The organism is Streptomyces sp. NPDC056628 (genome assembly GCF_042792555.1).
Lineage (GTDB): Bacteria > Actinomycetota > Actinomycetes > Streptomycetales > Streptomycetaceae > Streptomyces.
In genome coordinates, this window is sequence record NZ_JBHTWG010000042.1 from 36988 (window position 1) to 56544 (window position 19557).

General features: G+C 70.9%; 22 protein-coding genes and 1 pseudogene. 17 read left to right on the forward strand and 6 right to left on the reverse strand.

Going from position 1 to position 19557, the window contains the following annotated elements; all coding sequences use genetic code 11:
* The first annotated feature begins 18 nt into the window (after nt 1–18).
* The 4 genes from ACFRAC_RS32190 (at nt 19) to ACFRAC_RS32205 (ending at nt 3338) form a co-directional block, all read left to right on the forward strand.
* Entirely contained in the window at nt 19–987 is a 969-nt protein-coding gene (locus ACFRAC_RS32190) for a heme o synthase (RefSeq protein WP_382936659.1), read from the forward strand.
* A gap of 60 nt (nt 988–1047) precedes the next feature.
* Entirely contained in the window at nt 1048–1362 is a 315-nt protein-coding gene (locus ACFRAC_RS32195; protein WP_382936662.1) for a hypothetical protein, read from the forward strand.
* Between the two features lie 90 nt (nt 1363–1452).
* Nucleotides 1453–2559, forward strand: a complete 1107-nt coding sequence (locus ACFRAC_RS32200; RefSeq protein WP_382936665.1) for an amidohydrolase family protein — start codon at nt 1453–1455, stop codon at nt 2557–2559.
* Nucleotides 2560–2600: 41 nt separating this feature from the next.
* Entirely contained in the window at nt 2601–3338 is a 738-nt protein-coding gene (locus tag ACFRAC_RS32205; RefSeq protein ID WP_382936669.1) for a nucleotidyltransferase domain-containing protein, read from the forward strand.
* Here ACFRAC_RS32205 and ACFRAC_RS32210 read toward each other — a convergent pair.
* The 4 genes from ACFRAC_RS32210 to ACFRAC_RS32225 all read right to left on the reverse strand — a co-directional run bounded on the left by ACFRAC_RS32210 (nt 3293) and on the right by ACFRAC_RS32225 (nt 6934).
* Complete coding sequence (locus ACFRAC_RS32210) at nt 3293–4315, reverse strand: heme A synthase (RefSeq protein WP_382936672.1); 1023 nt, start codon at nt 4313–4315, stop codon at nt 3293–3295. The genes ACFRAC_RS32205 and ACFRAC_RS32210 overlap by 46 nt on opposite strands.
* Nucleotides 4316–4371: 56 nt before the next feature.
* Complete coding sequence (locus ACFRAC_RS32215) at nt 4372–5148, reverse strand: ABC transporter permease (protein ID WP_382936675.1); 777 nt, start codon at nt 5146–5148, stop codon at nt 4372–4374.
* Nucleotides 5145–6068 carry an ABC transporter ATP-binding protein gene (locus ACFRAC_RS32220; RefSeq protein WP_382936683.1) on the reverse strand — a complete coding sequence of 308 codons (924 nt, stop codon included), beginning with the start codon at nt 6066–6068 and terminating at the stop codon, nt 5145–5147. The genes ACFRAC_RS32215 and ACFRAC_RS32220 overlap by 4 nt, the downstream gene beginning before the upstream one ends.
* 68 nt (nt 6069–6136) lie before the next feature.
* On the reverse strand, nt 6137–6934 hold the full coding sequence (locus ACFRAC_RS32225; protein ID WP_382936688.1) for an aminoglycoside N(3)-acetyltransferase: 798 nt from the start codon (nt 6932–6934) through the stop codon (nt 6137–6139).
* Between the two features lie 161 nt (nt 6935–7095).
* Here ACFRAC_RS32225 and ACFRAC_RS32230 point away from each other — a divergent pair, with 161 nt between their 5' ends.
* The 8 genes from ACFRAC_RS32230 to ACFRAC_RS32265 all read left to right on the forward strand — a co-directional run bounded on the left by ACFRAC_RS32230 (nt 7096) and on the right by ACFRAC_RS32265 (nt 13733).
* A complete protein-coding gene (locus ACFRAC_RS32230) occupies nt 7096–7848 on the forward strand; it encodes a helix-turn-helix transcriptional regulator (protein ID WP_382936706.1) in 753 nt (250 codons plus the stop codon).
* On the forward strand, nt 7845–9266 hold the full coding sequence (sufB, locus tag ACFRAC_RS32235; RefSeq protein WP_382936720.1) for a Fe-S cluster assembly protein SufB: 1422 nt from the start codon (nt 7845–7847) through the stop codon (nt 9264–9266). Before ACFRAC_RS32230 ends, sufB begins: the two co-directional genes overlap by 4 nt.
* Nucleotides 9267–9352: 86 nt before the next feature.
* Nucleotides 9353–10570 carry a Fe-S cluster assembly protein SufD gene (gene sufD, locus ACFRAC_RS32240; RefSeq protein ID WP_382936723.1) on the forward strand — a complete coding sequence of 406 codons (1218 nt, stop codon included), beginning with the start codon at nt 9353–9355 and terminating at the stop codon, nt 10568–10570.
* Nucleotides 10570–10887: a non-heme iron oxygenase ferredoxin subunit gene (locus ACFRAC_RS32245; RefSeq protein ID WP_382936727.1), complete on the forward strand. Its 318-nt coding sequence runs from the start codon at nt 10570–10572 to the stop codon at nt 10885–10887. The genes sufD and ACFRAC_RS32245 overlap by 1 nt, the downstream gene beginning before the upstream one ends.
* A gap of 7 nt (nt 10888–10894) precedes the next feature.
* Entirely contained in the window at nt 10895–11659 is a 765-nt protein-coding gene (gene sufC, locus ACFRAC_RS32250) for a Fe-S cluster assembly ATPase SufC (RefSeq protein WP_361343205.1), read from the forward strand.
* Complete coding sequence (locus ACFRAC_RS32255; RefSeq protein WP_382936736.1) at nt 11656–12912, forward strand: cysteine desulfurase; 1257 nt, start codon at nt 11656–11658, stop codon at nt 12910–12912. The genes sufC and ACFRAC_RS32255 overlap by 4 nt, the downstream gene beginning before the upstream one ends.
* Before the next feature lie 21 nt (nt 12913–12933).
* Nucleotides 12934–13404, forward strand: coding sequence for a Fe-S cluster assembly sulfur transfer protein SufU (sufU, locus tag ACFRAC_RS32260; protein WP_361343211.1), 471 nt, complete (start codon nt 12934–12936; stop codon nt 13402–13404).
* The gene (locus tag ACFRAC_RS32265; protein WP_007381214.1) at nt 13401–13733 is read left to right on the forward strand and encodes a metal-sulfur cluster assembly factor; all 333 of its coding nucleotides are present in this window, start codon (nt 13401–13403) and stop codon (nt 13731–13733) included. The genes sufU and ACFRAC_RS32265 overlap by 4 nt, the downstream gene beginning before the upstream one ends.
* A gap of 34 nt (nt 13734–13767) precedes the next feature.
* Here ACFRAC_RS32265 and ACFRAC_RS32270 read toward each other — a convergent pair whose 3' ends face one another.
* Nucleotides 13768–14634: an AbfB domain-containing protein gene (locus ACFRAC_RS32270; protein ID WP_382936759.1), complete on the reverse strand. Its 867-nt coding sequence runs from the start codon at nt 14632–14634 to the stop codon at nt 13768–13770.
* Between the two features lie 281 nt (nt 14635–14915).
* On the opposite strand from ACFRAC_RS32270, the gene ACFRAC_RS32275 reads away from it, so the two are divergent.
* From ACFRAC_RS32275 to dapD, 4 genes are all read left to right on the forward strand, one after another.
* Nucleotides 14916–15761 (forward strand): endo alpha-1,4 polygalactosaminidase, encoded by an 846-nt coding sequence (locus ACFRAC_RS32275; protein ID WP_382936765.1) that lies wholly within the window; start codon nt 14916–14918, stop codon nt 15759–15761.
* Between the two features lie 95 nt (nt 15762–15856).
* On the forward strand, nt 15857–16177 hold the full coding sequence (locus ACFRAC_RS32280; RefSeq protein WP_382936770.1) for a DMT family transporter: 321 nt from the start codon (nt 15857–15859) through the stop codon (nt 16175–16177).
* Nucleotides 16177–16737 carry a TetR/AcrR family transcriptional regulator gene (locus ACFRAC_RS32285; protein WP_382936773.1) on the forward strand — a complete coding sequence of 187 codons (561 nt, stop codon included), beginning with the start codon at nt 16177–16179 and terminating at the stop codon, nt 16735–16737. The genes ACFRAC_RS32280 and ACFRAC_RS32285 overlap by 1 nt, the downstream gene beginning before the upstream one ends.
* A 106-nt stretch (nt 16738–16843) precedes the next feature.
* Nucleotides 16844–17833, forward strand: coding sequence for a 2,3,4,5-tetrahydropyridine-2,6-dicarboxylate N-succinyltransferase (dapD, locus tag ACFRAC_RS32290; protein ID WP_382936777.1), 990 nt, complete (start codon nt 16844–16846; stop codon nt 17831–17833).
* Between the two features lie 345 nt (nt 17834–18178).
* On the opposite strand, the pseudogene ACFRAC_RS32295 reads toward dapD, so the two are convergent.
* Nucleotides 18179–18793: pseudogene (locus ACFRAC_RS32295) on the reverse strand (IS701 family transposase); the annotation flags it as partial.
* A 175-nt stretch (nt 18794–18968) separates the two neighbouring features.
* Between ACFRAC_RS32295 and ACFRAC_RS32300 the strand changes: the two are divergent.
* A complete protein-coding gene (locus ACFRAC_RS32300; RefSeq protein ID WP_382936781.1) occupies nt 18969–19403 on the forward strand; it encodes a pentapeptide repeat-containing protein in 435 nt (144 codons plus the stop codon).
* Nucleotides 19404–19557: the final 154 nt, after the last annotated feature.

Here is a 19557-nt window from a genome sequence, read left to right on the forward strand (position 1 = left end):
CGGGTCGGGCTTGCTGGGATGTCTCTGTCAGGGGTGTGCGTGACGGCCGTTGAATCCCGTCCAGCGGGGATTGTCGGGACGAGCCAGAGCCCGAACCGACGGCCGATCGGGGCCCGGGTCGCGGCTTTCGTGGCGCTGACCAAGCCGCGGATCATCGAGCTGCTGCTCATCACCACCGTCCCGGTGATGTTCCTGGCCGAGCGCGGCGTGCCCGACCTCGGTCTGGTGCTGCTCACCTGTGTCGGCGGTTACCTCAGCGCGGGCGGCGCAAACGCGCTCAACATGTACATCGACCGCGACATCGACGCGCTGATGGACCGCACCTCCCAGCGTCCCCTGGTCACCGGGATGGTCAGTCCGCGCGAGTGCCTCGCCTTCGGCATCACCCTCGCGGTGGTCTCGACGCTGCTGTTCGGCCTCACCGTCAACTGGCTGTCGGCCTGGCTGTCACTCGGAGCGCTGCTCTTCTACGTCGTCGTCTACACGATGCTGCTCAAGCGCCGCACCTCGCAGAACATCGTGTGGGGCGGCATCGCGGGCTGCATGCCGGTGCTCATCGGCTGGTCCGCGGTCACGAACTCCCTCTCCTGGGCCCCGCTGATCCTGTTCATGGTGATCTTCTTCTGGACGCCGCCGCACTACTGGCCGCTGTCCATGAAGGTGAAGGAGGACTACGCGCGCGTGGGCGTGCCGATGCTCCCCGTCATCGCCTCCAACAAGGTCGTCGCCAAGCAGATCGTCCTCTACAGCTGGGTGATGGTGGCGGTCTCGCTGCTGCTGACGCCGCTCGGCTACACGGGCTGGTTCTACACCGCGGTCGCGCTCGGCGCGGGCGGCTGGTGGCTGTGGGAGGCCCACGCGCTGCAGAACCGCGCGAAGGCCGAGGTGACGGGCGGGAAGCTGAAGGAGATGCGCCTGTTCCACTGGTCGATCACCTATGTGTCGCTGCTCTTCGTGGCCGTCGCCGTGGACCCCTTCCTGCGCTGAGGCGCGGCTCACGCACCCCGTCCGTCGCGCATTGATCTACCGGTCGGTAGCATCCTGGCCATGGCAGACGACACGCAGCAGGTCGACAAGCGCAAGGTGACCCGCCTCGCGCACCGGATCAACGCTTTCGCCAAGTCCCACGGCGGTGCCGAGGCCCATGTCGCGTACATCGGCGAGCGCGGCGCCCGCATCGTGCTCGTGGGCGAGGACGGCGGCTGGGGCGACCTGGTGGCCCCCACCTTCGAGACCGCCGAGAAGGCCGTCGAGAAGGCCGGGATCACCCGGCACGAGTCCTTCGACGGCGAGTTCGCCGCGAAGGTGACCACGGGCCCCTTCGAGTGGAAGCGGATGGCCGGCATCCAGATCGGCGGCTGAGGAGCCCGCCCGCTTCCCCCCAACACCTCGGCACCGGTTCACCCGTTAGGACGTGTAGAGCACGCCAGCGTCCACCCCCGGGGAGCCCGGATGATCGACACGCCGTCCCTCGTGGACCAGTACTGCCACGGCGTACTGAGAGCGGAACTGGGCCTCGGCACCTTCGAGGCCCAGCTCGCCCGCACCGAGGGACCACCGGCGCCCGGCACCACGCTCTTCGACACCCAGACCGGCTTCGCCGTACGGCGCTGGTGCCCCCCGCTCCTCGGCCTGGAGCCGCACTGCGCCCCCGCCCGCTATCTGGCCCGGCGCCGTGAGCTCGGCGTCTGGGAGGCCGGGCGGCGGCTGCTGCGGGGCAGCGGCATCACGACCTACCTGGTCGACACAGGCCTGCCCGGCGACCTGACCGGCCCCCCGGAGATGGCCTCCGCCGCCTCCGCGGAGGCCCACGAGATCGTCCGCCTCGAACTCCTCGCCGAACAGGTCGCCGACACCTCCGGCACCGTCGAGTCCTTCCTCGCCAACCTCGCCGAGTCCGTGCACGCCGCGGCCGCGCACGCCGTGGCCTTCACCTCGGTCGCCGGCGTACGGCACGGCCTGGCGCTCGCGCCCGAGCCGCCGGGGCCGGGGGAGGTGCGGGGCGCGGCCGGACGCTGGCTCGCGGCCCGCGAGGTCGGCGGCGAGCTGACCGACCCGGTGCTGCTGCGGCACCTGCTGTGGATCGCGGTGGCGTCCGGGCTGCCGCTCCAGCTGCACGCCGGGCTGGGCCAGCCGGGTCTGCGCATCGACCGCACCGACCCGGTCCTGCTCACGGACTTCGTCCGTGCCACCGCCGGCCTCGGCACCGACCTGGTCCTGCTGCACGGCTACCCCTACCACCGGCACGCCGCCCATCTCGCCGGTGTCTTCCCGCACGTCTACTCCGACTCCGGCGCCGCCCTCGTGCGCACCGGCGCCCGCGCGGCCACGATCCTCGCCGAGATCCTGGAGCTGGCCCCCTTCGGCAAGATCCTCTTCTCCAGCGGCGCCCAGGGTCTGCCCGAGCTGCACGTCGTCGCCGCACAGCTGTTCCGCGAGTCCCTCGCCCGGGTACTCGGCACCTGGGTCACCGAGGGCGCGTGGTCACCGGCGGACGCCCAGCGGGTGGCGGAGATGGTGTCGTGGGGGAACGCCCGCCGGGTCTACGGCCTGGAGTGAGCGGGGTGTACGCCCGGCGCGCCCGCGGCCAGACTGGCCGGATGCCGACCGACGCCCTGCTCGACCGCTTCCTGACCGCCCTCGGACCGCTGGAGCCCCTCGCCGTCTGGGCGCACGGCTCGCTCGCCGGCGGCGACTACCAGGAGGGCCGCAGCGATCTGGACCTGATCGCCGTCCTGGACGGCCCGCTCACCGCGCGCACGATCTGGCGTCTGGCGACGCTGCACGCCCGGCTGCGGACCGCGCCGCTCGCGCCGCTGCTGCACTGCTCCTACCTCACCCCGGACACGCTGGCCGACCCCGCCCGGCGCCATCTCACCTGGGCACACGAGGAGCTGTTCCGGCGGCCGGTCACCCCCGTGACCCGGCGGGAGCTGCACACCTTCGGGCGCGTGCTGCACGGCGAGGCGCCCGCCGCCCTGCTGCCGCCGGTGCCGGACCCTGAGCTGGCCGCGTTCGTCGTGCGCGACCAGCGGGACTTCTGGCGGCCCGCCCTGGCCGACGCCCGGCTGTGGACGCGGGACGTCTGGGTCGACCTGGGGCTGATCACCTTCGCGCGGGCGAGCGTGACCGCGCGCGAGGGACGGCTCATCTCCAAGCGGGAGGCTCTGGAGCTGCTGCCCCGGCTGGGGGCGCCCGCCGAGGTCGTCGACGACGTCCACGGCCGCCGCTACGGCCGGTCCGAACCGCCGTCCGACGCCTGGGCGGCGCGCCGGGCCCGGCTGACGCGTGCCTACCTGGGGCCGGCGATCGACGCGCTGGTGGCGTCGAGCGGCTGAGCGGGCGGATCCGGCACGGACGCCTCCGGCCGCTCGCGCAGCGCGAGGAGCACGCGCAGCACCGCGATCCACACCAGGGCCGAGCCCAGCATGTGCAGGCCGACCAGCAGCTCCGGGAGGTCCGTGAAGTACTGGACGTAGCCGACGACGCCCTGCGCCAGCAGCACGAGGAACAGATCGCGGGTGCGGTCCAGCGGGCCCTTCGGGGCGTCGACCGCCTTGAGGACGAACCAGAGCGCGAAGGTCAGCGTCACGACGATCCAGGCCAGCACGGCGTGCAGCTTCGTCACGGTCTCCCAGTCGACCGGCATCCGCTCGACCTCGCTGGAGTCGCCCGCGTGCGGACCCGCGCCGGTGACCACCGTGCCCACCAGGATCAGCAGCACCGAGGCGGCCACCAGGAACCACACGAGCTGCTGGACGGCCTTGCCGACCAGCGGACGAGGCGCCGCGTCCCCCTCACGGGTGCGCTGCCACATCACCACGGCGACCGCGATGAGCGCGGACGACGCCGCGAAGTGGGCCGCGACGGTGTACGGGTTCAGGCCGACGAGGACGACGACGCCGCCGAGCACGGCGTTGCTCATCACGATCCAGAACTGCGCCCAGCCCAGCCGGGTCAGGCCCCGCCGGTACGGCTCGGTGGAGCGGGCGGCGATGATCGCCCAGCCGACCGCCGCGCACAGCACGTACGTCAGCATGCGGTTGCCGAACTCGATCGCGCCGTGCAGGCCCATCTCGCGGGTGGACGTGAGCGAGTCGCCGGTGCACTTGGGCCAGGTCGGGCAGCCGAGCCCGGAACCGGTGAGGCGGACGGCCCCGCCGGTGACCACGATGATCACGGACATCACGAGCGCGGCGAGCGCCGCGCGCCGGACGGTCCTCGGGTCCGGGGTCCAGCGGGCGGCGATGAAGGCGAGCGGGTTGCGCACGGCGGCCTGGGCGTCGGCGCGGGTCAGGTTCTGCACGCGCACCATCGTAGGCCGCCGCTTGTGCACGCTTTCACGAGGGGGGCGCACCGCGGGCCGGCGCGCTACTCCCAGCGGAAGAACCGGCCGGCCGCCGCGAGGCCCACGACCGCCCAGGCGGCGAGGATCGCCACATCGCCCCAGGGCATCCCGGAGCCGTGCTGGAGCACGTCCCGCAGCCCGTCGGAGAGCGCGGAGACGGGCAGCAGGCCGAGGACGTCCTGGGCGGCCTCCGGGAACTTCTCCAGCGGCACGACGACCCCGCCGCCGACGAGCAGCAGCAGGAAGACCAGGTTGGCGGCGGCGAGCGTGGCCTCCGCCTTCAGGGTGCCCGCCATCAGCAGGCCGAGGCCCGAGAAGGCGACCGTGCCGAGGACCAGCAGCACGAGCACGGCCGCCGGGTTGCCGTGCGGCGACCAGCCGAGCGAGAAGGCGATCAGCGTCAGCAGGACGATCTGCAGGACCTCGGTGACCAGCACCGACAGCGTCTTGGCGGTCATCAGGCCCCAGCGCGGCAGCGGGGAGGCCGCCAGCCGCTTCAGCACGCCGTACCGGCGCTCGAAGCCCGTCGCGATGGCCTGCCCGGTGAACGCCGTCGACAGCACGGCGAGCGCCAGGATGCCGGGGGCGAGGAAGTCGACCGCCTTCCCGGAGCCGGTGTCCACGATGTCGACCGAGCTGAAGAGCACCAGCAGCAGGGTCGGGATCACCACCGTCAGCAGCAACTGCTCGCCGTTGCGCAGCAGCATCTTCGTCTCGAGCGCGGCCTGCGCGGCGATCATGCGCCCCAGCGGCGCGGCGCCCGGCTTCGGGGCGTACGCCCCGGTGCTCGTGGTGGTCATGAGCGCAGCTCCTTGCCGGTCAGCTCCAGGAAGACGTCCTCCAGCGTGTGCCGCTCCACCGAGATCCGGTCCGGCATCACCCCGTGCTGCGCGCACCAGGACGTCACCGTGGCGAGCAGTTGCGGGTCGACCTTGCCGACGACCCGGTACGAGCCGGACGTCAGCTCGGCGGCCGTGCAGTCGGCGGGCAGCGCCTTGAGCAGGGAGCCCACGTCCAGGCCGGGGCGGCCGGTGAAGCGCAGGGTGTTCTCGGCGCCGCCGCGGCACAGCTCCTCGGGGGACCCCTGGGCGATGACCCGCCCCGCGTCGATGATGGCGACGTCGTCGGCGAGCTGTTCGGCCTCGTCCATGTAGTGCGTGGTGAGGATCACCGAGACGCCGTCGTCACGCAGGTCCCGGACCAGGTCCCAGGTGGCACGGCGGGCCTGCGGGTCGAGCCCGGCGGTCGGCTCGTCCAGGAAGACCAGCTCGGGCCGGCCGACGACGGCCATGGCGAGCGCGAGCCGCTGCTGCTGGCCGCCCGAGAGCCGGCGGTACGAGGTCCGGCCGCAGCCGCCGAGCCCCAGCCGCTCGATGAGCGCGTCCACGTCCAGGGGGTGGGCGTGCAGCCTGGCGACATGGCGCAGCATCTCGTCCGCGCGCGCACCCGAGTAGACACCGCCGGACTGGAGCATCACCCCGATCCGGGGCCGCAGCGCGCCGGACTCCCGCACCGGGTCGAGGCCGAGGACGCGCACCGTGCCGGAGTCGGGTCTGCGGTAGCCCTCGCAGGTCTCCACCGTCGTCGTCTTGCCCGCGCCGTTCGGTCCGAGCACGGCTGTGACGCCCGCCCGGGCCACCAGGTCGAGACCGTCCACCGCGGTTTTGCCGCCGTACCGCTTCACCAGGGCGTGGACCTGGACCACGGGCTCGTTTCGCATGGCTCAAGAGTCTAGGGAGACCGCGGGTCCCCCGAACGGCCGGGTGCGCATCTCCCCGATCGGCCGCCTCATATCTCCTCGGCGCGGGGCCGGTGCGTCTCCAGCCACCGCACCGCGTAGGCCACCGCGTCCGGCAGCGGGAACAGGCGTGCCTCGGCCGCGCCCACCTGGCCGCGCAGGACCGGCCGGTCCCGTTCGAAGTCGTGCCCGAGCTCGTCGAAGCGTTCCGAGGTGATCGACACCTCGGTGACCACCTCCCACCCCTGGGGCCCCGGCCGTCCCACGCGCACCCGCGGGGAGGGGATCCGGTACTCGGCCAGGTGGAAGCCGGTGCAGGTGCCGTAGCCGGCGCCGAGCAGCAGCACGCGCGCGTGCAGCGCCTCCAGACGGGCCAGCGGGCTGCGCTCGCCGAGCCGGCAGTCCGGGGCGTGCCCGTCGGTGATCTCCCGCGCGCGGGCGCCGAGGGCCGCGAAGGACGTCTGCGGATGCGCGCTGCGCAGGGCACCGGGCCAGGTCCGCACGGTCTCCGGGACGGCGCCCATGCCACGTGAGGGGGTCACCCGGGGGTCGAAGGCGGGCATGGTCGCCCGGACGGTCTCCCACCACTCCTCGGGCACCGGCGGGTTCTGCCACACGGCCGGATCGGAGAGGTCACCGGTCTGGGTGGGGACCACCAGCGTGCCGTCCGGGCCGAGCGCTTCGAGCAGCCCTTCGACGACGGCGACGGCACCTCCGCACACCCAGCCGAGGGCACTGAGCGAGGAATGCACGAGGAGCGTGTCACCCTCCCGCACGCCGAGCGCGCGCAACTGGGCCGCGAGGGTGTCGCGAGTGACAAGAGGGCCGGTCGGAGGGGGTGTCGCCATGGTCGGCGAGTGTTCCGGACGGGGGCGTCCGGCGCCACCGGTTTGATCGATCAAAGATCGTTTCCGCAGGTCACGTTAGGTATACCTAAGTGACGCAGGGCACCGTCGTCGCGGAGGGGGGTGGGTTGCCTGGCTTCGAGGAATTACGCAACAATGGCGTTGTGAAAAACGTCGGCGAGGCTCGGGAGACCCCCACGGGGGCCCCTCAGGAGGAGTTCGCGACCGGAGAGCGCTCGACGCGCAACCGGGTCGCGCGATCCATCCTGGACCACGGGCCGTCGACCGTCGCCGACCTGGCCGGCCGGCTGGGCCTCACCCAGGCCGCCGTGCGCAGGCACCTCGACGCGCTCGTCGCCGACGACGTCGTGGAGGCCCGGGAGCAGCGTGTCTACGGCACGCGCACGCGCGGGCGGCCCGCCAAGGTCTTCGCGCTCACCGACTGCGGTCGCGACGCCTTCGACCAGTCCTACGACAAGCTCGCGGCGGACGCCCTGAAGTGGATCGCCGAGCGCGAGGGCGGAAGCGAGGCGGTCGCCGCCTTCGCCCGCGCCCGTATCGCGGCCCAGGCGCGCGCCTACCGCGAGGCGATCGAGGCGGCCGGACCCGACGAGCGCACCGAGGCCCTGGCCAAGGCCCTCAGCGCCGACGGGTACGCTGCGGCGGCGCGCAGTGCGCCCCACCCGCAGCAGGGCGAGCAGCTCTGCCAGCACCACTGCCCGGTCGCCCACGTCGCGGAGCAGTTCCCGCAGCTGTGCGAGGCGGAGACGGAGATCTTCGCCGAGCTGCTCGGGACCCACGTCCAGCGACTGGCGACCATCGCGCACGGCGACGGCGTCTGCACGACGTTCATCCCCAGGATTTCCCACACCACTGACCAAGCATCTGCAAGCACGGCCGGGAGGAACCCCGCATGACTCTCCCCACGGAGACCGCCCACCCTGAGCTCGAGGGCCTGGGCACCTACGAATACGGCTGGGCCGACTCCGACGAGGCCGGTGCCGCAGCGAAGCGCGGCCTGAACGAGGACGTCGTCCGCGACATCTCCGGCAAGAAGTCGGAGCCGGAGTGGATGACGAAGCTGCGCCTCAAGGGCCTGAAGCTCTTCGAGAAGAAGCCCATGCCGAACTGGGGCTCGGACCTGTCGGGCATCGACTTCGACAACATCAAGTACTTCGTGCGCTCCACGGAGAAGCAGGCGGCGTCCTGGGACGAGCTCCCGGAGGACATCAAGAACACCTACGACAAGCTGGGCATCCCGGAGGCCGAGAAGCAGCGCCTCGTCGCCGGTGTGGCCGCCCAGTACGAGTCGGAGGTCGTCTACCACCAGATCCGCGAGGACCTGGAGGAGCAGGGCGTCATCTTCCTCGACACCGACACCGCGCTGAAGGAGCACCCGGAGCTCTTCAAGGAGTACTTCGGCACCGTCATCCCGGCCGGTGACAACAAGTTCGCCGCGCTGAACACCGCGGTGTGGTCCGGCGGCTCCTTCATCTACGTGCCGAAGGGCGTGCACGTCGAGATCCCGCTCCAGGCCTACTTCCGGATCAACACCGAGAACATGGGCCAGTTCGAGCGGACCCTGATCATCGTCGACGAGGGTGCCTACGTGCACTACGTCGAGGGCTGCACCGCGCCGATCTACAAGTCCGACTCGCTGCACTCCGCGGTCGTCGAGATCATCGTCAAGAAGAACGCCCGCTGCCGCTACACGACCATCCAGAACTGGTCGAACAACGTCTACAACCTGGTCACCAAGCGCGCCGTCGCCTACGAGGGCGCCACCATGGAGTGGATCGACGGCAACATCGGCTCCAAGGTGACGATGAAGTACCCGGCCGTCTACCTGATGGGCGAGCACGCCAGGGGCGAGACCCTGTCCATCGCCTTCGCGGGCGAGGGCCAGCACCAGGACGCCGGCGCCAAGATGGTCCACATGGCCCCGAACACGTCCTCCAACATCGTCTCCAAGTCGGTGGCGCGCGGCGGCGGCCGTACCTCCTACCGCGGTCTCATCGAGATCGGCGAGGGCGCCCCGGGCTCGAAGTCCAACGTGCTCTGTGACGCCCTGCTCGTCGACACGATCTCGCGGTCGGACACCTACCCGTACGTCGACGTCCGCGAGGACGACGTCTCCATGGGCCACGAGGCGACCGTCTCCAAGGTCTCCGAGGACCAGCTCTTCTACCTGATGAGCCGCGGTCTGAGCGAGGACGAGGCGATGGCGATGATCGTGCGCGGCTTCGTCGAGCCGATCGCCAAGGAGCTGCCGATGGAGTACGCCCTCGAGCTCAACCGGCTGATCGAACTGCAGATGGAAGGCGCGGTCGGCTGACACCCGCCCTCCGCTCCGGCAGCAGGCGGCCCGCCCCAGCGGCGGGCCGAAGATCGTAAACGTAGGAAGAGAGCAGACCGACAGCCATGGCTGAGGCCCAGAACTCCCCCACCCTCAACTCCGTTCGGGCGGGGGGACCCCTACCGGTGGGGTCGACCACCGCCGGCTCGATCGCGGTGGCCGCGGAGTCGACCGTCGTCTCGCGCATGAGCGCGCCCCCGTCGTTCGACGTGGCGGACTTCCCCGTCCCGCACGGCCGTGAGGAGGAATGGCGGTTCACCCCGCTGGAGCGCCTGCGCGGCCTGCACGACGGCACCGCCGTCGCGGCCGGCGAGGGCGTCAAGATCACCGTGTCGGCGCCCGACGGCGTGGTCGTCGAGACCGTCGGCCGTGACGACGCCCGGCTCGGCAAGGCGGGCACCCCCGCGGACCGCGTCGCCGCCCAGGCGTACTCCGCCTTCGAGCAGGCCGGCGTGGTCACCGTCCCCAAGGAGACGGTCCTCAGCGAGCCCATCCGCATCGCCGTGCACGGCGAGGGCGGGGTCCGCTACGGCCACCAGGTCATCGAACTGGGCGCCTTCGCCGAGGCCGTCGTCGTCATCGACCACACCGGTGACGCCGTGCTCGCCGCCAACGTCGACTACATCCTGGGCGACGGCGCCAAGCTGACCGTCGTCTCCGTCCAGGACTGGGACGACAAGGCCGTGCACGTGGCTCAGCACAACGCCCTCGTGGGCCGCGACGCCTCCTTCAAGTCGGTCGTCGTCACCTTCGGCGGCGACGTCGTCCGGCTGAACCCGCGCGTCGAGTACGCCGGCCCCGGCGGCGAGGCCGAGCTGTTCGGCCTGTACTTCACCGACGCCGGGCAGCACCAGGAGCACCGCCTGCTGGTCACGCACAACGCCCCGCACTGCAAGTCCAACGTCGTCTACAAGGGCGCGCTGCAGGGCGAGGACGCCCACGCCGTGTGGATCGGCGACGTCCTCATCGAGGCCAAGGCCGAGGGCACGGACACCTACGAGATGAACCGGAACCTGGTTCTGACGGACGGCGCCCGTGTCGACTCCGTGCCGAACCTGGAGATCGAGACCGGTGAGATCGTCGGCGCCGGCCACGCCTCCGCGACCGGCCGCTTCGACGACGAGCAGCTCTTCTACCTGATGGCCCGCGGCATCCCGGCCGACGAGGCCCGCCGTCTGGTGGTCCGCGGCTTCTTCGCCGAGCTGGTCCAGCAGATCGGCGTCGACGACCTCCAGGCCCGGCTGCTCGAGAGGATCGACGAAGAGCTGGAGGCGTCGGTCTGATGGCCTTCGTACGCGCCTGTGGGCTGAGCGAGCTGGAGGAGGGCACCCCCAAGCGGGTGGAACTCGACGGCACGCCGGTCTCGGTCGTCCGTACCGAGGGAGAGGTGTTCGCGATCTACGACATCTGCTCCCACGCGAACGTCTCGCTCTCCGAGGGCGAGGTGGAGGACTGCCAGATCGAGTGCTGGCTGCACGGCTCCGCCTTCGACCTCCGCACCGGCAAGCCGTCCGGCCTTCCCGCGACGCGCCCCGTCCCCGTATACCCCGTAAAGATCGAAGGGGACGACGTGCTCGTCTCCCTCACCCAGGAGTCCTGAGGCACCCATGGCAACGCTTGAAATCCGAGACCTGCACGTCACCGTCGAGGCCGACAACGCCACGAAGGAGATCCTCAAGGGCGTCGACCTCACCGTGAAGCAGGGCGAGACGCACGCCATCATGGGCCCCAACGGCTCGGGCAAGTCGACCCTCGCCTACTCCCTCGCGGGTCACCCGAAGTACACGATCACGTCCGGTTCCGTCACCCTCGACGGCGAGGACGTCCTGGAGATGTCCGTCGACGAGCGCGCCCGCGCCGGCCTGTTCCTCGCGATGCAGTACCCGGTCGAGGTCCCCGGCGTCTCCGTCTCCAACTTCCTGCGCACCTCCGCCACCGCCGTCCGCGGCGAGGCCCCCAAGCTGCGCACCTGGGTGAAGGAGGTCCGCGAGGCCATGGAGCGCCTCAACATGGACCCGGCCTTCGCCGAGCGCAACGTCAACGAGGGCTTCTCCGGCGGTGAGAAGAAGCGCCACGAGATCCTTCAGCTGGAGCTGCTCAAGCCGAAGATCGCGATCCTCGACGAGACCGACTCCGGCCTGGACGTCGACGCCCTGCGCGTCGTCTCCGAAGGCGTCAACCGCGTCCGTGAGACCGGTGAGGTCGGCACTCTCCTCATCACCCACTACACGCGCATCCTGCGCTACATCAAGCCCGACCACGTGCACGTGTTCGCGAACGGCCGTATCGCCGAGTCCGGCGGGGCGGAGCTCGCGGACCAGCTGGAGGCCGAGGGCTACGACAAGTACGTGAAGGGTGGCGCATCCGCGTGACACAGCTGCCGGGCCTCCTCGACACCGAGGCGCTGCGCAAGGACTTCCCGATCCTGGACCGCGTCCTGCACGACGGCAAGAAGCTCGTGTACCTGGACAACGCGGCGACCTCGCAGACGCCGCGCCAGGTCCTCGACGTGCTCTCCGAGTACTACGAGCAGCACAACGCCAACGTCCACCGTGGCGTGCACGTCCTCGCCGAGGAGGCCACGGCACTGTACGAGGGTGCGCGGGACAAGGTCGCGGAGTTCATCAACGCGCCCTCGCGCGACGAGGTGATCTTCACCAAGAACGCCTCCGAATCCCTGAACCTCGTGGCGAACATGCTGGGCTGGGCCGACGAGCCCTACCGCGTGGACGCCGACACCGAGATCGTCATCACGGAGATGGAGCACCACTCCAACATCGTGCCGTGGCAGCTGCTCGCGCAGCGCACGGGCGCGAAGCTGAAGTGGTTCGGCCTCACCGACGACGGCCGTCTCGACCTGTCCGACATCGACCAGGTGATCACGGAGAAGACGAAGATCGTCTCCTTCGTGCTGGTGTCGAACATCCTCGGCACCCACAACCCGGTCGAGGCCATAGTGCGCCGCGCGCAGGAGGTCGGCGCGCTGGTCTGCATCGACGCCTCGCAGGCGGCTCCGCACATGCCGCTGGACGTGCAGTCCCTCCAGGCCGACTTCGTGGCCTTCACCGGCCACAAGATGTGCGGCCCGACCGGCATCGGCGTCCTGTGGGGCCGCCAGGAGCTGCTGGAGGACCTGCCCCCGTTCCTCGGCGGCGGCGAGATGATCGAGACCGTCTCGATGCACTCGTCGACGTACGCCCCCGCCCCGCACAAGTTCGAGGCGGGCACCCCGCCGATCTCGCAGGCCATCGGTCTGGGCGCGGCGATCGACTACCTCAACTCGATCGGCATGGACAAGATCCTCGCCCATGAGCAGGCTCTCACGGAGTACGCGGTGAAGCGCCTGACGGAGGTCCCCGACCTGCGGATCATCGGCCCCACCACGGCCGAGGACCGGGGCGCCGCGATCTCCTTCACGCTGGGCGACATCCACCCGCACGACGTGGGCCAGGTGCTCGACGAGCAGGGCATCGCGGTCCGGGTCGGCCACCACTGCGCCCGTCCGGTGTGCCTGCGGTACGGAATTCCTGCGACCACGCGAGCGTCGTTCTATCTGTACTCCACGCCGGCCGAGATCGACTCTCTGGTGGACGGCCTGGAGCACGTACGGAACTTCTTCGGCTGACGGGACGGGACGAGCGATCGCATGAAGCTGGATTCGATGTACCAGGAAGTCATCCTGGACCACTACAAGAACCCGCACGGGCGTGGTCTGAGGGATGGCGACGCCGAGGTGCACCATGTGAACCCGACGTGCGGCGACGAGATCACCCTGCGTGTGAAGTACGACGGCACGACGATCGAGGACGTCTCGTACGAGGGCCAGGGCTGCTCCATCAGCCAGGCGAGCGCGTCCGTACTGAACGAACTCCTCGTCGGCAAGGACCTCTCCGACGCGCGGACGATCCAGGAGACCTTCCTGGAGCTGATGCAGTCCAAGGGGAAGATCGAGCCCGACGACGCCATGGAGGAGGTCCTGGAGGACGCGGTCGCGTTCGCCGGGGTCTCCAAGTACCCGGCCCGGGTCAAGTGCGCCCTCCTCAGCTGGATGGCATGGAAGGACGCGACGGCCCAGGCGCTGGACGCCGGAGCCGACGCCGAAAGGAAGACGGCATGAGCGAGACCGTTGAGATGAAGCCGGCCTCCGAGGAAGAGATCCGCGAGGCGCTGTACGACGTCGTCGACCCCGAGTTGGGCATCGACGTCGTCAACCTCGGCCTGATCTACGGCATCCACGTCGACGACGCGAACATCGCGACCCTCGACATGACCCTGACCTCGGCGGCCTGCCCGCTGACGGACGTCATCGAGGACCAGGCCAAGTCCGCCACGGACGGCCTCGTCAGCGAGCTGCGCATCAACTGGGTCTGGATGCCGCCGTGGGGCCCGGACAAGATCACTGACGACGGGCGCGAGCAGCTGCGCGCGCTCGGCTTCAACGTCTGAGACCCCCGCTTCGGCGACCCTGTGGCCCCCGGCTTCACCGGCCGGGGGCCACAGGTGTGTCCGGGCTCACCCGGCCGGGCGCGTCGACCAGCCGGAACGCCGAGTCGGCCAGGAACAGGCCGTCCCGCTGGTAGGGGTCCAGCCACAGCCGGAAGTCCCGGTGCCGCAGGAAACGGCCGGGATGGTTCACCGACTCCAGCATGACGGCACCGGAGTGCGGCGAGGAGCGGGGGCAGAAAGTGGCGTCCTGACGGAACAGGGCGGAGCCGTCGTAGGGGTCCTCGCGCAGCAGGAAGTCCCGGTGGCGCAGATAGCGGCCGTCGGCCGTGGCGAAGGAGTGACAGGACACGTCGGCGAGGCCCGCGACCAACCGGAAGGTGACGTCGGCGCGCTGCCCGGAGCCGACCGGGTCCAGCCGCACGGAACCGCCGGCCACGTGCCACTGCCGGTCGGGGTAGTTGACCGCGCGGACCGAGCGCCAGGCGGCCTGGACCGGCGAGGGGCCGGTGGGACGGGCCGACGGGCGGGCCCCGGCCGAGGCCGACGGGGACGCCTCCGGCGCGGACGCCGGGGTGGAGGTGCCGTCCCGCCCGGGTGCCGGGGTCCTCGACTGTCCCGCGGCCATGCCGCTCTGCCCGGTGGGGGGAGTCTCGGAGGGCGTGGAGAACGAGAGCAGACCGGGGACGCTGACTTCGACGCGTGAGGGCGCCGGCGTCGCCGACACGTCGTCAGCATCCGAACCGGAGACGGTCAGTGCCGTCGCACAGGCGACGATCGTCCCCACGGCCAGCCCGCCGGCCAGCCACAGACGGCGGGTCCCCGGCGCCCGGGAGGTGTCCGGGGCCCAGCCGTCCTCCCAGACCGGCCGGTCCTGGGGCGGCCGGGATGCGTTGTCGGGCATCGGAATTCCTCCAGCGGCGTCCAACGGCGACGGCCGTGGCTGTGCAGGACTGGTGTGTGAACGGTGGAACACTAGTGGAGACGAGGGCTCCGGAGTAACGGTTCGAAGTGATCCGTGTCCAGTTACGTGTTCCTTCCCCACGCATACGCAACTCACGTGCCACAAAGGGGACTTGACGCGTACGCGGGACGACCGCGGACCCTGTCCGTGGCCGTCTCGCGGTCCCCGCACGGCATCATGGCGGGAGATCATCTCCCGGCGACGACAGGAGTGCCCCGACCATGTTCCAGCGCGTCCCCCGCGCCCTGCGCCGGCTGACGGCGGCCGCGGCCCTGTGCGGTGCGTTCGGCACGGCCCTGACCGGCTGCGCCGGCTCCGGCGGCGAGGAGGACAAGGCGGCGCCCCGCGCGGTGCGGGCACCCGAACCGGGTCTCGCTTTCGACTACCAGATCGGCGGCGCCTACCGGCCCCCGGCCGGAGTGCGCGCGGTGTCCCGCGACCGTACGTCGAAGCCGGCGAAGGGCGTCTACACCATCTGCTACGTCAACGCCTTCCAGGCCCAGCCGGACGCCGGCGACTGGTGGCAGGAGCATCACCCGGACCTGGTGCTGCGCGACGCCGACGGCGCCCCGGTCGTCGACCGCGACTGGGACGAACTGGTCCTGGACATCTCCACACGGGGCAAGCGCGAACGCCTCGCCCGGATCGTCGGCGAGTGGATCGACGGCTGCGCGAAGGACGGCTTCCAGGCCGTCGAGGCGGACAACCTCGACTCGCACGAACGCTCCGAGGGGCTGCTGACCGCGGCCGACAACATGGCCTTCGGCAAGCTGATCACCGCGCGGGCACACGCCGCCGGCCTCGCCATCGGCCAGAAGAACGCCGCCGAACTGGCCGGGCGGGGACGCCGCATCGGCTTCGACTTCGCGGTCGCCGAGGAGTGCGGGCAGTACGACGAGTGCGATGTGTACGCGGACGCCTACGACGACCGCGTCTTCGACATCGAGTACCGGACGGACGGCTTCGACGCGGCCTGCCAGGGCTGGGGCGACCGGGTCTCGGTGGTCCTGCGGGACCTGGACGTCGTGGCGCGGGGGGAGTCCGGCTACCGGCGCCGGACCTGCTGAAGGGGCTCTGCGCATAACGCGCGCGAGCGATGCGTGTGTCATGCCGTACGCATCGCTATGTACCCTCGTACGTATCGCTGTGTACGCTCGTACGCATGGGATACCTGCTGCTGGCCGGAGCCATCGCGGCCGAGGTGGCCGCCACCACCGCCATGAAGTACAGCGAAGGCTTCAGCAGGCTTCTGCCCTCCCTGCTGACCGCGCTCGGCTACCTCGTCTCCTTCACGCTGCTCGCCCAGACCCTGAGGACCGTCTCCGTCGGCACGGCCTACGCGATCTGGGCCGGGGTCGGCACCGCCACCATCGCCACCATCGGCGTCCTGTTCCTGGGGGAGGGGATGACCGCCGTCAAGGCCGCCGGCATCGCGCTGATCATCCTCGGCGTGGTCGTGCTCAACCTGGGCGGTGCGCACTGATGGCCCGGCGCTACGACCCCGAACGACGACAGCGGATCATCGACGCGGCGATCCGCGTGGTCGGCGCGCACGGCATCGCGGGGCTGAGCCACCGCACGGTCGCCGCGGAGGCGGACGTACCGCTCGGCTCCACGACGTACCACTTCAAGACCCTCGACGACCTGCTCGTGGCCGCGCTGCGCCAGGCCAACGAGGGCTTCGCCAAGGTGATCGCCTCGCGCGGCGGCCTGGAGGACCCCGACACCGACCTGGCCGCCGAACTCGCCGGGTGGATGGGGGAGTGGCTGGCGGGCGACCACACCGGCGTGGAACTGGAGTACGAGCTCTACCTCGCCGCGCTGCGCCGCCCCGCCCTGCGCCCGGTCGCCGCCGAGTGGGCCGACGCCCTGGCCGCCCTGCTGGCCCGCCACACGGACCCGGTCACGGCGCGGGCGCTGGTGGCGCTGATGGACGGCATCTGCCTGCAGGTGCTGCTCACGGAGGTGCCGTATGACGAGGGGTACGCCCGGGAGGTGCTGGGGCGGGTCGTGGGGCGAGGGGGTGGGGTCGGGGCGATCTAGGGTCACCGGCCCGGGCGGGACCCTGCCTCCCTCTCCTCGGCCCGCACCCTGAGACGTCCCGGACGCCGGTTGGCCCGAGCGGCCCCGCGCCGGTTAGGTTTCCCTCATGACCGACACGACTGCTCCCCGCACCACCGGCGCCGTGGCCGCCGGCCTTGCCACGATCGCCGCCGACGGCACCGTTCTGGACACCTGGTTCCCCGCGCCCGAGCTCGTCGCCGAGCCCGGCCCCTCCGGCAGCGAGCGGCTGTCCGCCGAGAAGGCCGTGGAACTGCTCGGTGAGGGCGCCGCCAAGGCGATCGGCCCGGACGCCCGGCGCGGGGTCGAGGTCGTCGCGGTCCGCACGGTCATCTCCTCGATCGACGACAAGCCCGTCGACGCGCACGACGTGTACCTGCGTCTGCACCTGCTCTCCCACCGTCTGGTCAAGCCGCACGGCCTCAGCCTGGACGGCCAGTTCGGCTTCCTCGCCAACGTGGCCTGGACGTCCCTCGGCCCGGTCGCCGTGGACGACGTCGAGAAGGTCCGCCTGAACGCCCGCGCCGAGGGCCTGCACCTCCAGGTGACCTCGATCGACAAGTTCCCGCGGATGACGGACTACGTGGCCCCCAAGGGCGTCCGCATCGCCGACGCCGACCGCGTCCGCCTCGGTGCGCACCTCGCCGAGGGCACCACGGTCATGCACGAGGGATTCGTCAACTTCAACGCCGGCACGCTCGGCACGTCGATGGTCGAGGGCCGCATCTCGGCGGGCGTCGTCGTGGGCGACGGCTCGGACATCGGCGGCGGCGCCTCCACGATGGGCACGCTGTCCGGCGGCGGCAACGTCCTCATCTCCATCGGCGAGCGCTGCCTGATCGGCGCCGAGGCGGGCGTCGGCATCGCGCTGGGCGACGAGTGCGTGGTCGAGGCCGGCCTGTACGTCACGGCGGGCACGCGGGTGACGATGCCCGACGGCCAGATCGTCAAGGCCCGCGAACTCTCCGGCGCCTCCAACATCCTCTTCCGCCGCAACTCGGTCACGGGCGCGGTGGAGGCCCGGCCGAACAACGCGGTGTGGGGCGGGCTGAACGAGGTCCTGCACAGCCACAACTGATCACGGGCGGCTGTGACCTGCGGCCGCCTAATCGATCAACGCCCTGACCTGCTGCCGAGCTGTCGGCACCTGCCGACGTTGGTCACCATTGAGCGCCCTTCCACGGCCCGAGGACGGCCCGGGAGGGCGCTCGTGCTTTGCGGAGGCAGCCGCTCTACGCGTTCGATCCCGCCGCGGCATGGCGTGCCGAAACGGGGCTCCATGGGCGCCCTGCGATCCGGCTGCGATCTCTTTGATGCGTCATCGTTCCCCGCCCTTGAGGTCAGCCGTGGATGTCAATGGAGCAAGCGCTTGGTACTCCAGCCGTAGATCGTGATCTTCATGCGCGGGTGGTTTGGCGTTGGTGGCCACCGCGAGGACGTAGCCGGTGCCGCGTTCCTCCAGCGCTCCGCAGGTTCGGGTTGCCTCCGTAGACCTCGTCGCCCGCGGCCCACGCGGCATGGTGGCCAGTGTCGAGGAACCGGGTGATCATGCGAGCGGCCAGTTCCGGCTTGGTGGCGAAGGAGGTCTCCTCGGGCAGGGGCCCGCGGCCCGACAGCGGTCGGGGTCGGCGGTCCACGAGCGCGGGACGTACAGTTCCCGGTCCACGGCCGCGTGGCCGCGCCGACTGGCGTAGACGAGGTAGACAGCGACCTGGGCGTTCTCGATTCTGCCGCCGGTGCCGGTGTAATGGCGCTGGACGCCGACCGTGGCGGTGCCCTTCTTCAGATCGCCGGTCTCGTCGACAACGAGCACAGCTCGGTCGTCGTGCAGGTGCTCAACCACATAGCCACGCACGGCGTCGGCGTCCCACTTGGCCCGGCCGAGCAGGTGCTGCATGCCGTCCGGGGTGGTGTCCCCGGCCCATTCGGCGATGGTCCAGCAGTTCTTGCGCGGCTGGCCCGACAGGAGCCCGAGGGCCAACTGCCTGACCCGACGCCGTGGCTCGACCCGCGCGAACCGGCCCGCGATGCGGCCCATCAGGGCCTCGAATGCTTCCTGCCAGCGGGCAGGGTCTACGCTGTGACCTGCGGCCACCGCCTGACCTTCTGTCTTCACACACCGATGATCAACGGTGGCCGCACCCGTTCCCGCAGCGGCCCGGCCGCGGAAATTCCGCGAGCCGGATTCCGGCTTGGCTGGCACGCTAGCGCTCATGGCCACACCCCTGCACCCCCGACAACGACTCGCCGCACTCCAGCGCTACTCAGCCTTGAGCGGCGAGGACTTCACCGGCCAGAGCCTCGTCTCGGCCAGGACTTCACAGCTGCGATTCACCCGATGCTCGTTCGTGGAGGCCGACCTGCGTCACGCCAGCTTGGACGGCTGTTCGTTCAAGTTCTGCGATTTGAACCGTGCAGACCTGCGCGGAGCCTCACTGAGGGGAGCGCACCTCGCCGGCTGCGATCTTCGCGACGCGGATCTGCGCGGAGCGGATCTCACGGACGCTGACCTCGGCCGAGTCAACACCGGCAGACCACCGTACGGCCTCACCGACATCACCGGCGCCCGCCTCAAGGGAGCGATCCTGCGCGAGGTCCGACACGACGATGTCATCGGATGGCAGTCTGCGGTCGACAACATCGCGTAGACCCCGAGCCCAGACCTCCCGCCGGCAAGAGACAAGATCACGATCTACGGCTGGAGTATTAGTACTCCAGCAGGATTTCGCTGCCTGACCAGGTCTTTCCGCCGGGTGGCGGGAGTGTAGCGGGACTTCGATCGTGCGGGGGCGGTCTCATGGA

Excerpts from the sequence above, each read along its gene's own strand:
- ACFRAC_RS32190 (WP_382936659.1), top strand. The coding sequence starts at position 19 with ATGTCTCTGTCAGGGGTGTGCGTGACGGCCGTTGAATCCCGTCCAGCG.
- ACFRAC_RS32195 (WP_382936662.1), top strand. The coding sequence starts at position 1,048 with ATGGCAGACGACACGCAGCAGGTCGACAAGCGCAAGGTGACCCGCCTC.
- ACFRAC_RS32200 (WP_382936665.1), top strand. The coding sequence starts at position 1,453 with ATGATCGACACGCCGTCCCTCGTGGACCAGTACTGCCACGGCGTACTG.
- ACFRAC_RS32205 (WP_382936669.1), top strand. The coding sequence starts at position 2,601 with ATGCCGACCGACGCCCTGCTCGACCGCTTCCTGACCGCCCTCGGACCG.
- ACFRAC_RS32210 (WP_382936672.1), bottom strand. The coding sequence starts at position 4,315 with ATGGTGCGCGTGCAGAACCTGACCCGCGCCGACGCCCAGGCCGCCGTG.
- ACFRAC_RS32215 (WP_382936675.1), bottom strand. The coding sequence starts at position 5,148 with ATGACCACCACGAGCACCGGGGCGTACGCCCCGAAGCCGGGCGCCGCG.
- ACFRAC_RS32220 (WP_382936683.1), bottom strand. The coding sequence starts at position 6,068 with ATGCGAAACGAGCCCGTGGTCCAGGTCCACGCCCTGGTGAAGCGGTAC.
- ACFRAC_RS32225 (WP_382936688.1), bottom strand. The coding sequence starts at position 6,934 with ATGGCGACACCCCCTCCGACCGGCCCTCTTGTCACTCGCGACACCCTC.
- sufB (WP_382936720.1), top strand. The coding sequence starts at position 7,845 with ATGACTCTCCCCACGGAGACCGCCCACCCTGAGCTCGAGGGCCTGGGC.
- sufD (WP_382936723.1), top strand. The coding sequence starts at position 9,353 with ATGGCTGAGGCCCAGAACTCCCCCACCCTCAACTCCGTTCGGGCGGGG.
- ACFRAC_RS32245 (WP_382936727.1), top strand. The coding sequence starts at position 10,570 with ATGGCCTTCGTACGCGCCTGTGGGCTGAGCGAGCTGGAGGAGGGCACC.
- sufC (WP_361343205.1), top strand. The coding sequence starts at position 10,895 with ATGGCAACGCTTGAAATCCGAGACCTGCACGTCACCGTCGAGGCCGAC.
- sufU (WP_361343211.1), top strand. The coding sequence starts at position 12,934 with ATGAAGCTGGATTCGATGTACCAGGAAGTCATCCTGGACCACTACAAG.
- ACFRAC_RS32265 (WP_007381214.1), top strand. The coding sequence starts at position 13,401 with ATGAGCGAGACCGTTGAGATGAAGCCGGCCTCCGAGGAAGAGATCCGC.
- ACFRAC_RS32270 (WP_382936759.1), bottom strand. The coding sequence starts at position 14,634 with ATGCCCGACAACGCATCCCGGCCGCCCCAGGACCGGCCGGTCTGGGAG.
- ACFRAC_RS32275 (WP_382936765.1), top strand. The coding sequence starts at position 14,916 with ATGTTCCAGCGCGTCCCCCGCGCCCTGCGCCGGCTGACGGCGGCCGCG.
- ACFRAC_RS32280 (WP_382936770.1), top strand. The coding sequence starts at position 15,857 with ATGGGATACCTGCTGCTGGCCGGAGCCATCGCGGCCGAGGTGGCCGCC.
- ACFRAC_RS32285 (WP_382936773.1), top strand. The coding sequence starts at position 16,177 with ATGGCCCGGCGCTACGACCCCGAACGACGACAGCGGATCATCGACGCG.
- dapD (WP_382936777.1), top strand. The coding sequence starts at position 16,844 with ATGACCGACACGACTGCTCCCCGCACCACCGGCGCCGTGGCCGCCGGC.
- ACFRAC_RS32300 (WP_382936781.1), top strand. The coding sequence starts at position 18,969 with ATGGCCACACCCCTGCACCCCCGACAACGACTCGCCGCACTCCAGCGC.